This window comes from Pseudomonas gingeri (assembly GCF_013386165.1).
GTDB classification, from domain to species: domain Bacteria; phylum Pseudomonadota; class Gammaproteobacteria; order Pseudomonadales; family Pseudomonadaceae; genus Aquipseudomonas; species Aquipseudomonas gingeri_C.
In genome coordinates, this window is record NZ_JACAOS010000018.1 from 175,102 (window position 1) to 187,822 (window position 12,721).

12 protein-coding genes are annotated in these 12,721 nt (G+C 61.1%); 6 read left to right on the top strand and 6 right to left on the bottom strand.

The features are described from left to right. Positions 1–7: 7 nt before the first annotated feature. Positions 8–730 carry a siderophore-iron reductase FhuF gene (fhuF, locus tag HX866_RS22430; protein ID WP_177124689.1) on the bottom strand — a complete coding sequence of 241 codons (723 nt, stop codon included), beginning with the start codon at positions 728–730 and terminating at the stop codon, positions 8–10. A 224-nt stretch (positions 731–954) separates the two neighbouring features. Here fhuF and HX866_RS22435 point away from each other — a divergent pair, with 224 nt between their 5' ends. Beyond that, complete coding sequence (locus tag HX866_RS22435; RefSeq protein WP_177094638.1) at positions 955–1,170, top strand: MbtH family protein; 216 nt, start codon at positions 955–957, stop codon at positions 1,168–1,170. A 76-nt stretch (positions 1,171–1,246) separates the two neighbouring features. After that, the gene (locus HX866_RS22440; protein ID WP_177124688.1) at positions 1,247–2,662 is read left to right on the top strand and encodes a diaminobutyrate--2-oxoglutarate transaminase; all 1,416 of its coding nucleotides are present in this window, start codon (positions 1,247–1,249) and stop codon (positions 2,660–2,662) included. Positions 2,663–2,720: 58 nt separating this feature from the next. Here the strand turns inward: HX866_RS22440 and HX866_RS22445 are convergent, their stop codons facing one another. Both HX866_RS22445 and HX866_RS22450 read right to left on the bottom strand, forming a co-directional pair. After that, positions 2,721–4,460 carry a dipeptidase gene (locus HX866_RS22445; protein ID WP_177124687.1) on the bottom strand — a complete coding sequence of 580 codons (1,740 nt, stop codon included), beginning with the start codon at positions 4,458–4,460 and terminating at the stop codon, positions 2,721–2,723. 132 nt (positions 4,461–4,592) lie between these two features. After that, positions 4,593–5,231: a LysE family translocator gene (locus HX866_RS22450; protein WP_177124686.1), complete on the bottom strand. Its 639-nt coding sequence runs from the start codon at positions 5,229–5,231 to the stop codon at positions 4,593–4,595. 113 nt (positions 5,232–5,344) lie between these two features. Here HX866_RS22450 and HX866_RS22455 point away from each other — a divergent pair, with 113 nt between their 5' ends. Further along, a complete protein-coding gene (locus tag HX866_RS22455; RefSeq protein ID WP_177140424.1) occupies positions 5,345–6,280 on the top strand; it encodes a LysR family transcriptional regulator in 936 nt (311 codons plus the stop codon). A 27-nt stretch (positions 6,281–6,307) separates the two neighbouring features. Here the strand turns inward: HX866_RS22455 and HX866_RS22460 are convergent, their stop codons facing one another. Next, positions 6,308–6,715: a PA2817 family protein gene (locus tag HX866_RS22460; RefSeq protein WP_177094648.1), complete on the bottom strand. Its 408-nt coding sequence runs from the start codon at positions 6,713–6,715 to the stop codon at positions 6,308–6,310. Positions 6,716–6,817: 102 nt separating this feature from the next. Continuing rightward, on the bottom strand, positions 6,818–9,265 hold the full coding sequence (locus HX866_RS22465; RefSeq protein ID WP_177140425.1) for an acyl-CoA dehydrogenase: 2,448 nt from the start codon (positions 9,263–9,265) through the stop codon (positions 6,818–6,820). 321 nt (positions 9,266–9,586) lie between these two features. On the opposite strand from HX866_RS22465, the gene HX866_RS22470 reads away from it, so the two are divergent. The 3 genes from HX866_RS22470 (at position 9,587) to HX866_RS22480 (ending at position 12,052) form a co-directional block, all read left to right on the top strand. Further along, a complete protein-coding gene (locus tag HX866_RS22470; protein WP_177140426.1) occupies positions 9,587–10,210 on the top strand; it encodes a glutathione S-transferase family protein in 624 nt (207 codons plus the stop codon). A 133-nt stretch (positions 10,211–10,343) separates the two neighbouring features. Further along, a complete protein-coding gene (locus tag HX866_RS22475; RefSeq protein WP_177140427.1) occupies positions 10,344–11,276 on the top strand; it encodes an ABC transporter ATP-binding protein in 933 nt (310 codons plus the stop codon). Then, positions 11,273–12,052 carry an ABC transporter permease gene (locus HX866_RS22480; RefSeq protein ID WP_177094656.1) on the top strand — a complete coding sequence of 260 codons (780 nt, stop codon included), beginning with the start codon at positions 11,273–11,275 and terminating at the stop codon, positions 12,050–12,052. The genes HX866_RS22475 and HX866_RS22480 overlap by 4 nt, the downstream gene beginning before the upstream one ends. An 18-nt stretch (positions 12,053–12,070) precedes the next feature. Here HX866_RS22480 and HX866_RS22485 read toward each other — a convergent pair whose 3' ends face one another. Then, the gene (locus tag HX866_RS22485; RefSeq protein ID WP_177140428.1) at positions 12,071–12,592 is read right to left on the bottom strand and encodes a DUF2062 domain-containing protein; all 522 of its coding nucleotides are present in this window, start codon (positions 12,590–12,592) and stop codon (positions 12,071–12,073) included. Between the last annotated feature and the right edge of the window lie 129 nt (positions 12,593–12,721).

A 12,721-nucleotide genomic window follows, 5' to 3' on the forward strand; every position in this document is an offset into this window, starting at 1 on the left:
GCGTGAGTCAACGCCGCTTGCTGACCTCGATCGGGCAACTGCTGCAGTAACCGACGCCGGGCAATCGGTAGCGGATGCAGCAGATGCGGCGCAAGCGCTGCGGTTCGCTTTCGCCGATGTCGCGGTAGGTCACCGGCTCGAACAGCGGGTTGCGCTCGCCGTCGGGGCGCAGCCGGCTGCCGAGGACCTGATGGGCGCTGGCGGTGCAGTCGGGTGTGGCCAGCGGATGCAGTTCGATTCGGCTGGTGGCGAATTCAAAGGTGTTCCCGGCATTGCTCCAGAACAGCCGTGGCGAGGCGCGACAGACCGAGGCGAATGCGTCGATCACGGGTACCAGATGCCCCTCGATCAAGCTGGCGAAACGGCTGAAGCCGCAAGCCTGCTGACGTTCCTGTCCGGCGTCGGGCAAGGTCAGGGCCGAGGGCTTGCCGTTGGCGTCGAGGACAAGGCCGACATCGGCCAGGGCGATTGGCAAAGCCCGTTGCAACAACAGATCGGCGGCCAAGACCGGCGCCAGGAAGGTGCTGAAATACCACTTCGACCAGATCGATACCAGCGCGCGGCGGTCATGGGCCTGGTGGCGCTCCTGCAAGGCATCCATGAATGCGTTCAGGGATTCGGGGCGAAAAAACGCCTGCGCCGATACGGCGTCGGCGTTGTCCGCCGGTTGCAGTTTTTCCGCGTAGGCAAGCAGGGGGCCACTGAATAGCGGGGCGAGGCTGGCAATCATCGACGCATCCAGGCGCAGTACGAGAGTGAGAGGCGTTAGCGTTCTTGCCGCGAGTATAAACAGGAGACCCAACGGACACGAGCATTGAACACATTTGAGAACGGATCGACATGACTGCTAATGATAATTGTTAACAGTGATGCTGTATGCTTGCCGTCTCGTCACCGAGTTGCGGCATGTGCCACTGACCTTACACCTCTAGCCACCTATCAAAGGAACGAAAAATGAGCCTGGACAACCCTGATACCCGTTTCCTCGTTGTCGTCAACGACGAGCAGCAGTACTCGATCTGGCCGCAGTACAAGGCGGTTCCGCAAGGCTGGACGGCGGTCGATCAAGCCGGCAGCAAGCAGGAGTGCCTGGCCTATATCGAGTCGGTCTGGACTGACATGCGGCCTCTGAGCTTGCGTCAGGCCATGCAGGCGAACGGGCAGGGCTGATTGCCCGCGCGCGCTCTTGCTCGTTTCCTTAGCGGCCACTCGCACCAGGCCTTTGTTTGCATAACAGGTATCTTCCATGGAAAGCATTGCGCAACTCTCACCGGTCGAGACGGGTTTCACCCTGGAGCATTTTCGTCAGCAGCCGTTACGCGACCTGGGCAGCAATGCCTACCTGGAACGCCAGGCCGCCCGCGAATCGAATGCCCGCTCCTACCCGAGGCGTATCCCGCTGGCCCTGGCCAAGGCCCACGGTCTGTACGTGCGTGACACCCAGGGGCAACTCTTCATGGACTGCCTGGCCGGTGCGGGCACGCTTGCCCTGGGCCACAACCATCCGGTGACCATCGAGGCCATGCGTGGCACGCTGGACTCGGGGCTGCCTTTGCATACCCTGGACTTGACCACTCCGGTGAAGGACCATTTTGTCGAAACCCTGTTCGCCGCCTTGCCCGCAGGCTTTGCCCGGCAGGCGCGTATCCAGTTCTGCGGTCCCACCGGCGCCGATGGTATCGAGGCGGCGTTGAAGCTGGCGCGAATCGCCACCGGGCGCAAGCCGATCCTGTCGTTTTCCGGCGGCTATCACGGCATGACCCTGGGCACCCTCAGCCTGATGGGCAACCTGGGACCCAAGCAGGCCTTGGGCTCGATGATGGCCGATGTGCAGTTTCTACCCTATCCGTATGATTACCGCTGCCCGTTCGGCATCGGGGGTGAAGCCGGTATCGACGCGGGACTGCACTTTATCGAGCAACTGTTGGGCGATCCGGAATCCGGCGTGCTGCCCCCCGCCGCGATCATCGTCGAAGTGGTGCAGGGCGAGGGCGGGGTGATCCCGGCGCCGGTGCGCTGGCTGCAAGGCTTGCGTGAGTTGACCCGGCGCCATGGCATCGTCCTGATCATCGACGAAGTCCAGACCGGCCTCGGTCGCACGGGCAAATTGTTTGCCTTTGAACACGCCAATATCGAGCCCGACATTCTGGTGCTGTCCAAGGCCATCGGTGGAGGTTTGCCCCTGGCCGTGATGCTCTACCGGGATGAACTCGACACCTGGAAGCCCGGGGCCCATGCCGGAACGTTTCGGGGCAATCAGATGGCGATGGCGGCTGGCACGGCGACCCTCAGGCACATCGTCGACCAGCAGCTACCGGCTCATGCCGAAGCAATGGGGCAACGCTTGATGCGTCAATTGCGACAGCTGCAAAGCGATTACACCTGCCTGGGCGATGTGCGCGGGCGCGGCTTGATGATCGGCGTGGAAATTGTCAAAACGCCTGCGCAACCCGGGCGTGCACCCCAGGGCGATACGGCGCTGGCACAAGCCATTCAGCGCCGTAGCCTGGAACTCGGGGTCATTCTTGAATTGGGCGGGCGACATGGCGCGGTGGTGCGTTTCCTGCCACCGCTGATCATTCGCGAGGCCGAAATCGACGTCCTGGCGGAGCGTTTCCATGAGGCCTTGAGCCGTGCGTTGAGTGATACCGCACGGGGTTGAAAGAAACGGCGCTGCCGGGGCAGGGCAGCGGTCGATGAAGACCGCTCCCTGCATGGGCTCAGAGCTTCGGCAACTGCCCGATGCGCCCCATCATTTCGGTGACGATCTGCAGGTCCAGGAGGAACTGGTCGACGGTCTTGAACTCGTTGTCGGTGTGGCCGGTGTACTTGACCTCGGGCCTGGCCAGGCCGAATTGCACGCCATTGGGCAGTTCATGGACCGAGGTCGCGCCGGCGGAGGTGCCGAACTTGTGTTCCATGCCCAGGTTTTCGCTGGCGACGGCCAGCAGGGCCTTGGTCCATTCACCTTCCGGGTTGCGGTACATCGGCTCGGCGATCGAGTAGTCGAAGGCTGGCGCAATATGGGTTTTCTGGCTCCAGGCGCTGAGCTTGTCGGCGATTTCGCGCTTGAGCACTTCCGGGGACTTGCCCTTCGGTACCCGCAGATTGACGGCGAGCTTGAAGGCTTTTTCATTCATCCCGACATAGGTCAGTGAGGTGGTCAGCGGTCCCATGAAGGCGTCGGAAAAGCCCACGCCCAATTTGCCACCCAGGTAGTCCAGGCCCCAGTTGTCGGCGGCGTAGCGGGCGGCGTCGGTGATGTGGTTGTGCTTGAGCGCGACCTTGCCATCGAGGCTGTTGATAAAGTCCAGCATCCTCGCCACCGGGTTGACCCCCGATTCGGGTTCGGAAGAGTGGGCGGAAACGCCGGTGACCGTCAGTTTGACGTCCTTGCCGTCGACCTTGGCGGCGATGTCGAAGTTGCCGCCGTTGCGCTTGGCATACTCGCTACCGGCCTGCTGCAGGCTGGCGGCGAGTTCGGCGGGCTGGTCAGTCAGCAGTGTGGCCACTGACGTCGATGGGATCTGGTTGGTGGCCATGCCCCCGGTCATCGAGGTGATTTCCGCGCCCTGGCCCTCGGCTTTGCGTCGGGCAAAGTTGGCCATGACGGTGCCGTAGCCTTTCTCGGCGATCACCACCGGGTAGCCGCCATCCAGCGCCAGGTTGTAGTGGGGGACCGGGTTGTGTTCGAAGTAATAGGGGATAGCGTCGCCGCTGGTCTCTTCGGTGGTGTCCACCAGCAGTTTGAAATGCCTGGCCAGTGGCAGCTTTTCTTCCTTGATGATCTTCATGGCGTAGAGCGCGACCACGATGCCGTTCTTGTCGTCCTCGGTGCCCCGGCCGTACATGCGGTCGCCAATCAGGGTGACCTTGAACGGGTCGAGGCGGGTGCCGTCTTTCAGTACCCAGTTCTCCGGCGTCACTGGCACCACATCGGCATGGGCGTGAATGCCCACGACTTCGTCGCCACTGCCGTCCAGGGAGATCTCATAGACACGGTTGTCGATGTTGCGAAAGTTCAGGTTGAAAGCCTGGGCCAAGCCCTTGAGTTTGTCGGCGATCTTGATGAATTCGGGATTCTCGTGCTGGGCCACGCCGTCCACGTGATAGGTCGGGATGGCCACCAGTTCACGCAGGGTCTCGGTGGCCGCGCTGCCGTATTTCACCCGTGCATAGAGGCCGAGCAGGCGATGGATCTCGTTTTGCTGTTCCGGGGAAAGGCTCTTGTTGTCGAGAAAGGCGTTGATTGCCGGGCCGAGGTCGTCGGTTTTGGCCAGGTCGTTCTTGGCCAGACGCCCGAGGAACTGCCTGAAATCCGTAACGGAGGCGTCACTGAAGGTACTGAGGATGGCCGCGCTCTGTTGTGGGGTGACGTTGGCGTTTGCGGGGGTGGTGAACGACGAAAGGCTGGCCAGCATCAGGGTGGTGGTGGCCAGGTGCTTGAGTGGGAAATTCATCGCAGGGAGCATTCCTTTGCAGAGAGTTTGTGAGAAAAATCTGACCGATAAGGCAGATATTTTTCCAAACTAACACCATGGAGGCTCAGTGCGGGAGTCCCTGAAGTGAGATATTTCCTACTGTGGGGGCATTTATAGAGACAGCATCAGGCGCCCGGCAAACAGAATCAGCACCACGCCCATGGTGCGTTCGAACCAGTGACCCATCTTCAGAAATGCCTGGCGTACCCGTTCGCTGGAAAACAGCAGGCTGACCAGGATGAACCACAACGCATTCACGCTGCACATCCACAGGCCATAGAGAGCCTGGATCTTCATGGGGGTCGAGGCGCTGACCACGGTGGTGAAGATCGCCAGGAAGAACAACGTGGCCTTGGGGTTGGTGGCGTTGGTCAGGAAGCCGACCATAAATGCCTTGGTCAGGCTTTGCTGCGGGAGGCCCTGGACGGATTCGCCGAAATCCGCGCGCGCCGCCTGGGCTTTGCTGCGCAGCAGGTTGATGCCCAGGTACAGGATATAACCGGCGCCGATCACCTTGGCGACGTTCAGCAACCAGGGCGCGCTGTGCATCAGCGCACCGACGCCGAGCAGGGTGTAGAGCACGTGCACCGAGATTCCGGCACCGATGCCCAAGGCGGTGATCACGCCGATGAGTCGGCCGAAACGCACGCTCTGACGGATGGTCACGGCGAAATCGGGTCCGGGGGCGACCACGGCGAGAAAGTGAATGGCCGCCAGGGCCAGAAATTCGTTCAGGTAGTGGGGATTCATGCTGATTCCAGAGATGAATGATCGGTTTCAGGTACAGATCGGGTGGGTGTCGCCAGTATAAAAAGGCTGCTAGCTTGTGATAATCCGATCAAATATCAATGGACCTGTGCGTCATGAGCATCAATCTTCCCCTGACGTTGCTGAGCGAAATGGCGATTTTCGTCAAGGTGGTCGAGACCGGCAGCTTCTCGGAAGCAGCACGCCAGCTTGGCTTATCACCTTCGGCGGTGAGTCGCTCGATTTCCCGATTGGAAAAGGCCCTGGCGACCCGGCTGTTGCAGCGCACCACGCGCAAATTGCGTCTGAGCGACAGTGGCGAGGAAACCTTCAAACGTTGTCGGGAAATGGTCAGTGCGGCCCGTTCGGTGATGGAGATCAGCGGTCAGTACACCCATGAGGCCCAAGGGTTGGTGCGGGTCAGCGTGCCGAAGGCGGTGGGGCGCTTTGTGGTGCATCCACATATGCCGGAGTTTCTGCGACGTTATCCACAGGTGGATGTGCAGATGATTCTCGAGGACCGACCGGTGGACCTGATCGAGGACAACGTCGACCTGATCCTGCGTATTACCGACCATCCGCCGGTCGGGTTGGTGGGGCGCCAGTTGATGCCCATCGAACATCTGCTCTGTGCGACGCCGCAGTACCTGGCCGAGCACGGCACGCCGCAGCACCCCCATGATCTGCTGGAGCACAGTTGCATCTATCTGGGGGATACGCCCAACGACGCGCGCTGGAAGTTCAGGCAGGGCAGCAAGTCGGTGACGGTCGGGGTGCGCGGGCGTTATGCGGCCAATCACACGGGGGTGAGGCTGGATGCGGTATTGCAGCATATCGGGATTGGCAGCCTGCCGTATTTCACGGCGCGGCACGCGCTGGAGCAGGGCTTGATCGTTCAGGTGTTGCCGGCCTGGACGTTCCTGGCGTCCTATCATGGTGGGTTGTGGCTGTTGTATACGCCGACGCCCTATCTGTCGCCGAAGCTGCGGGTGTTTATCGACTATCTGGTGGAGCGCCTGGCCCGGGAACCGACATTGCGCAAGGCATTGTAGGCTCCCGGCCTGACCGTGCGGCTTGTATCAGTGCTTGCTGTCCTGGGCCGAGAGCGCCAGCAACTGCTTTTCCTGGTTCCAGTCGAACGGTTCGTCGTTCTGTTCGGCTTCATAGCGGCGCTCTTCCAGCGCCTGGTACAGCTCCAGCTCTTCATCCGGCATGTAATGCAGGCAGTCTCCGCCAAAGAACCACAGCAGGTCGCGCGGTACCAGATGGGCAATTTGCGGGTAACGCTGGATTACCTGGCACAGCAGGTCTTGGCCCAGGTACTGGCTTTCCACCGGCTCGACCGGCAGTTGCGCGCGCAACTCATCGAAACGCTCCAGGAACAGCGCATGGCTTTCTTCGGGTACCTGTTCGGCTTCGCCGACGGCGACCAGAATGCTGCGCAGGTGGTCGAGCAGGATCAGATGATCGGCAACGAGGTTGGACATGACAGGGGTCCTCAAGGGTAAAACGGGCGCGAGAGTATAAGGCTCTCGGCGCCCGTTGTCGTCTCAGGCTCTCTACCCGGTCGCCCGAGCAGGGCTCCGCTCCTAGCGAACCTTGCCAACGCCAGGGCTCAGTTCTTCCTTGCTGAAATCATCCACGTCGATGACCTTGCGCCGCGCTGCTTCTGCCTGGCGCAGGGTTTCGGCTTCGGCGGGCTGCAGCACGCCGGCCTCCAGCGCGGCATCGATAGCCGACTCTTCGGCACCTGGCTTGAGCTGGCCGGACTTGAGCGCGGTATGCAATTTTTTCTGCAGTTCATGACTGGCACCGAGCAAGTCGCAGGCGTGTTGCAGGGCGCCGACCGGGTCGCTGGCCGATTGCGGGCGGTAGCAGCCTTCAAGCACGGCTTCCAGCGCTGGATCGCCCTTGGCCCGGCCCAGCACTGCGGCGACTTCGGCATCCAGTTCATCGGAGGGCCCGGTGTGTCGGCGACCGAACGGAAACACGATCACCCGCAGCAAGCAGCCAAGCACGCGGTTCGGGAAGTTTTTCAACAACTCGTCCAGGGCCCGTTCGGAGTGCCCGAGGCTTTCTTCCATGGCCCAGGTGAACAGGGGTTGCAGATATTCCGCAGAGTCCAGGTCGTGGTAACGCTTGAGGGCCGCCGACGCCAGGTACAGGTGGCTGAGCACATCCCCCAGGCGGGCCGACAGTCGCTCGCGGCGCTTCAGTTCGCCGCCCAGCAGCATCATGCACAGGTCCGCCAGCAGGGCGAACGCCGCCGTCTGGCGGTTCAGTGCACGGAAATAGCCCTGGCTCAAGCGATTGCCCGGCGCCGTTTCGAAATGCCCGAGCCCCAGGTTCAGGACCAGGGTGCTGGCGGCATTGCTGATGGCAAAGCCGATGTGATCGAGCAGCAGCTTGTCGAACTCCACCAGCGCCTGGTCGTGATCCTCGCGGGCGGCCAGGGCCATTTCCTTGAGGACGAACGGATGGCAGCGAATCGCCCCCTGGCCGAAGATCATCAGGTTGCGCGAGAGGATATTCGCGCCTTCCACGGTGATGAAGATCGGCGCGCCCTGCCAACTGCGGCCCAGGTAGTTGTTCGGGCCCATGATGATGCCCTTGCCGCCGTGCACGTCCATGGCGTGGCCGATGCACTCGCGACCGCGCTCGGTCAGGTGGTACTTGAGAATCGCCGAGAGCACCGAGGGTTTCTCGCCCAAATCCACGGCGTTGGCCGTGAGCATCCGCGCGCTGTCCATCAGCCAGGCGTTGCCGCCGATACGGGCCAGGGCTTCCTGGATGCCCTCGAAGGCGGCGAGCGGCACATTGAACTGTTCGCGGACCTGGCTGTACTGGCCGGTCACCAGGCTGGTGAACTTGGCTGCCCCCGTGCCGACGGCCGGCAGCGAGATCGAGCGACCCACCGACAGGCAGTTCATCAGCATCATCCAGCCCTTGCCGAGCATGTCCTGACCGCCGATCAGGAACGACAGCGGGATAAACACGTCCTTGCCCGAGTTCGGGCCGTTCATGAAGGCCGCGCCGAGGGGCAGGTGACGCCGGCCGATCTCGACTCCCGGGGTATCGGTGGGAATCAGCGCGAGGCTGATGCCCAGGTCTTCTTCATCGCCCAGCAGGTGTTCCGGGTCATGGGCCTTGAAGGCCAGGCCCAGCAGAGTCGCCACCGGCCCCAGGGTGATGTAGCGTTTTTCCCAGTTCAGGCGCAGGCCGAGGACTTCCTCGCCCTGCCATTGGCCCTTGCAGATAACCCCGGTGTCCGGCATGGAACCGGCATCGGAACCGGCCAGCGGGCCGGTCAGGGCAAAGCACGGAATATCGTCGCCACGGGCCAGGCGGGGCAGGTAGTGATTGCGTTGTTCATCGGTACCGTAATGCAGCAGCAGTTCCGCAGGGCCCAGGGAGTTGGGGACCATCACGGTGGAGGCGAGGTCGCCACTGCGGGTCGCCAGTTTCATCGCTACCTGGGAATGGGCGTAGGCGGAAAAGCCCTTGCCGCCGAATTCCTTGGGAATGATCAGGGCAAAAAAACCGTGCTGCTTGATATGCGCCCAGGCTTCGGGCGGCAGGTCCATGTCCTGGCCGATCTGCCAGTCGCTGACCATGGCGCAGAGTTCTTCGGTCGGACCGTCGATAAACGCCTGTTCTTCCTCGGTCAGCTGGGCCTTGGGATAAGCCAGCAGCTTGTTCCAGTCCGGACGCCCGCTGAACAGCTCGCCGTCCCACCAGACGGTGCCGGCGTCGATGGCGTCGCGCTCGGTCTCGGACATCGGCGGCAGGACCTTGCGGAACCAGGCGAACAGCGGGGCGGTGAACAGCTTGCGGCGCAGATCGGGTAACAGCAACGTGGCGGCGGCGACCGCCAGCAAGACCCAGAGCACCAGCATCAGTGTGCCCGGTCCATGGCCGAACCGGCCCATCGCGATGAGGTAGACGGCGACCATGCCGAGTATGGGAAGCGCAGCGATTCGGCGATGGGCGAGCCAGGCGATGCCAATCACCAATACCAGTATCCACAACAACAGCATATTCAATCCTCCTCAAGGGCAGCGCCAAGGTACCGATTGAGCTTAGTCGGCATCCGCTAAACAGGGCTTGGGGCTGTGTGTCCAAATCTGTAGGCACATTGGCGGGCATCTTCTTGCACGTTCAACGGCCCGGGCAGCCTGGTGAAAAAGCTAGCAGGCTATCGATAGTGACCGCCCGCTGCCGGCGGAGTTCGCCGATTTCGTCATGCTCCGGGGTGCGACTGGTGTCATCCGCTCTGCTATTTTCCTTGTGCGCAAGGATTTGAGCCCGGACCGTTCGGGCGTAGACTGCGTCGGCATTTATCCATGAGAGAGGCTGTCATGCTGAAAATCTGGGGTAGGAAAAATTCGTCGAACGTCAGAAAAGCCTTGTGGTGTGCCGAGGAACTTGGCTTGCCCTACGAGGCTCTGGATGCCGGCGGAGCCTTCGGTGTCGTTGATACTCCCGAATATCGTGCGAAAAACCCTAACAAGTTGGTGCCGATGATCGAGGACGGCGATTTTGTCCTCTGGGAATCGAACACCATCGTGCGTTACCTGACCGCCAAGCATGCCGCCGGGTCCAACTGGTATCCCGCCGATCTGCAGGTGCGGGCCAAGGCGGACAAGTGGATGGACTGGACCACCTCGTCCTTTGCCACGCCGTTTCGCGGGGTTTTCTGGGGCGTATTGCGCACCCCCGTCGAGCAACAGGATTGGACCGCGATCAACGCTTCGTTGAAAACCTGCGCCGACCTGCTGCAGAGGGTTGATGAAGCGTTGGCCGAGCAACCCTACCTCTCGGGCGACGAGATCGGCATGGGCGATATCCCCCTTGGCAGCTTTATCTATGCCTGGTTCGAAATGCCCATCGAACGCCCTGAAATGCCCCATTTGAGTGCCTGGTACGAGCGCCTTAAACAGCGTCCGGCCTATCAGCGGGCAGTTATGACCGCGTTGACTTAATAGCCATTATTAACGCCGGTTGCTGTACTTGTGCGGCGAGGCCAAGCACCATGCTGCTGGTTCGCCGCCGTTGCATTCAAAACGGTGTGCCCTTATTTAGTTCTTTCCTCCCTTCTTGGTGCATGAATCCGATATGAGTTCCGCTCTGTCCATCCGGCAGCTAACCAAAACCTACGGCAACGGTTTCCAGGCCCTGAGTGGTATCGATCTGGACGTCGCCGAAGGTGATTTTTTCGCCTTGCTCGGCCCTAACGGCGCCGGCAAATCCACCACCATCGGCATCCTCTCGACCCTGGTGAACAAGTCCGGCGGTACGGTGAAGGTGTTCGGTCACGATCTGGATCGCGAACCCGCCGCACTCAAGCGCTGTATTGGCGTGGTGCCGCAGGAGTTCAACTTCAACCAGTTCGAGAAGACCTTCGATATCGTCGTGACCCAGGCCGGGTACTACGGCATTCCGGCGAAAGTCGCCAAGGAACGCGCCGAGCAGTACCTGACCCAGCTGGGCCTGTGGGACAAGCGCGACGTACCGTCTCGCTCGTTGTCCGGCGGCATGAAGCGTCGCCTGATGATCGCCCGGGCGCTGGTGCATGAACCGCGCCTGCTGATCCTCGACGAGCCGACCGCGGGGGTCGACATCGAACTGCGTCGTTCGATGTGGACCTTCCTCACCGAGCTGAACCAGAAAGGCATCACCATCATCCTCACCACCCATTACCTGGAAGAGGCTGAACAGTTGTGCCGCAATATCGGCATCATCGATCACGGCACCATTGTCGAAAACACCAGCATGCGCCAGTTGCTCAGCCAACTGCATGTGGAGACCTTCCTGCTCGACCTGAAGAACGATCTGCAGCACGCGCCGCAGTTGATCGGTTATCCGAGCAAGCTGCTGGACAGCCGCACCCTGGAAGTCCAGGTCGACAAGGCGGTGGGCATCACGGCGCTGTTCGGGCAACTGGCCACGCAGCAGGTCGAAGTCCTGAGCCTGCGTAACAAAACCAATCGCCTCGAGGAGCTGTTCGTGTCCCTGGTGGAAAAAAATCTGTCGAAGGTGGCGGTATGAGTTCGGAACTGCAACCCAACCTGGTCGCCCTCAACACCATCGTTTACCGCGAAGTCCGGCGTTTTACCCGGATCTGGCCGCAGACCCTGCTACCGCCGGCCATCACCATGGTCCTGTACTTCGTGATCTTCGGTAACCTGATCGGCAAGCAGATCGGCGGCATGGGTGGTTTCACCTACATGGAGTACATCGTGCCGGGCCTGATCATGATGTCGGTGATCACCAACTCCTACGGCAACGTGGTCTCGAGTTTCTTCGGCAGCAAGTTCCAGCGCTCCATCGAAGAATTGATGGTTTCGCCGGTTTCGCCCCATACCATCCTGATCGGCTACACCCTCGGCGGTGTCCTGCGCGGGCTGATGGTGGGGATCATCGTGACCCTGCTTTCGCTGTTTTTCACCCATTTGCAGGTCCATCACCTGGGTGTGACCCTGTTGGTGGTGATCCTGACGGCGACGATCTTCTCGCTGCTGGGGTTCATCAACGCGGTATTTGCACGTAACTTCGACGATATCTCGATTATCCCGACCTTCGTGCTGACGCCGCTGACCTACCTCGGTGGGGTGTTCTACTCGATTACCCTGCTGCCACCGTTCTGGCAGACCGTGTCCCTGGCCAACCCGGTGCTGCACATGGTCAACGCCTTCCGCTACGGCATTCTCGGCGTCTCGGACATCCGTATCAGCGTGGCCATCACCTTTATGCTCGTGGCGACGCTGGCCCTGTATATCGGTTGTGCGCGGCTGCTGGTCAGCGGCCGTGGTATGCGCCAGTAGCCCGTTAAAACCCGGTCCTCATCTGTTGCGGCGCCGTTCCTGGCGCCGTTTCCACTGCCGGGCCACCCACCAGCGCCAATAGGCCATGGTCAGGCAGTAGCCGAGGACGGCGAGTACCAGCCCGGTGATCAGCGACCCCAGCAAAAAGGGTTGCCACAGCGTCGACAACTGCCCACTGATCCACTCCCATGTCAGCTCGTCCGGCAGGTTGCGGGGCGGGACGTCCATCAGCCAGGCGCCAATTCGATAGGTAATGTAGAAGATCGGCGGCATGGTCAGCGGATTGGTCAGCCACACCAGGCTGACGGCAATCGGCATATTGCCGCGTACCAGGATCGCCAGGAACGCCGCCAGCAACATCTGCAATGGAATGGGCATCAGTGCGGCAAACAAACCCACCGCCATCGCGCGCGCCACTGAATGCCGATTGAGGTGCCAGAGGTTCGGGTCGTGGAGCAGGGCGCCGAAAAATCGTAAGTGCTTATGTTCCCTGATACGGGCCGGGTCCGGCATATAACGTTTGAAAAAACGGCGCGGCATAAGACTTCTCGGACAGTTCAGATGGCCAGTATGCCCGGATTTTACCGGCAGCCAATTCAGACTTTGTGACAATAAATAAAGCAGCCTGCGTGTAATCCGGCTATTCCAAAAATGGAATGGATTCGGGAA

What these genes read in the sequence shown, in the direction of transcription:
- fhuF (WP_177124689.1), bottom strand. Translation starts at nt 730, where the DNA reads ATGATTGCCAGCCTCGCCCCGCTATTCAGTGGCCCCCTGCTTGCCTAC.
- HX866_RS22435 (WP_177094638.1), top strand. Translation starts at nt 955, where the DNA reads ATGAGCCTGGACAACCCTGATACCCGTTTCCTCGTTGTCGTCAACGAC.
- HX866_RS22440 (WP_177124688.1), top strand. Translation starts at nt 1,247, where the DNA reads ATGGAAAGCATTGCGCAACTCTCACCGGTCGAGACGGGTTTCACCCTG.
- HX866_RS22445 (WP_177124687.1), bottom strand. Translation starts at nt 4,460, where the DNA reads ATGAATTTCCCACTCAAGCACCTGGCCACCACCACCCTGATGCTGGCC.
- HX866_RS22450 (WP_177124686.1), bottom strand. Translation starts at nt 5,231, where the DNA reads ATGAATCCCCACTACCTGAACGAATTTCTGGCCCTGGCGGCCATTCAC.
- HX866_RS22455 (WP_177140424.1), top strand. Translation starts at nt 5,345, where the DNA reads ATGAGCATCAATCTTCCCCTGACGTTGCTGAGCGAAATGGCGATTTTC.
- HX866_RS22460 (WP_177094648.1), bottom strand. Translation starts at nt 6,715, where the DNA reads ATGTCCAACCTCGTTGCCGATCATCTGATCCTGCTCGACCACCTGCGC.
- HX866_RS22465 (WP_177140425.1), bottom strand. Translation starts at nt 9,265, where the DNA reads ATGCTGTTGTTGTGGATACTGGTATTGGTGATTGGCATCGCCTGGCTC.
- HX866_RS22470 (WP_177140426.1), top strand. Translation starts at nt 9,587, where the DNA reads ATGCTGAAAATCTGGGGTAGGAAAAATTCGTCGAACGTCAGAAAAGCC.
- HX866_RS22475 (WP_177140427.1), top strand. Translation starts at nt 10,344, where the DNA reads ATGAGTTCCGCTCTGTCCATCCGGCAGCTAACCAAAACCTACGGCAAC.
- HX866_RS22480 (WP_177094656.1), top strand. Translation starts at nt 11,273, where the DNA reads ATGAGTTCGGAACTGCAACCCAACCTGGTCGCCCTCAACACCATCGTT.
- HX866_RS22485 (WP_177140428.1), bottom strand. Translation starts at nt 12,592, where the DNA reads ATGCCGCGCCGTTTTTTCAAACGTTATATGCCGGACCCGGCCCGTATC.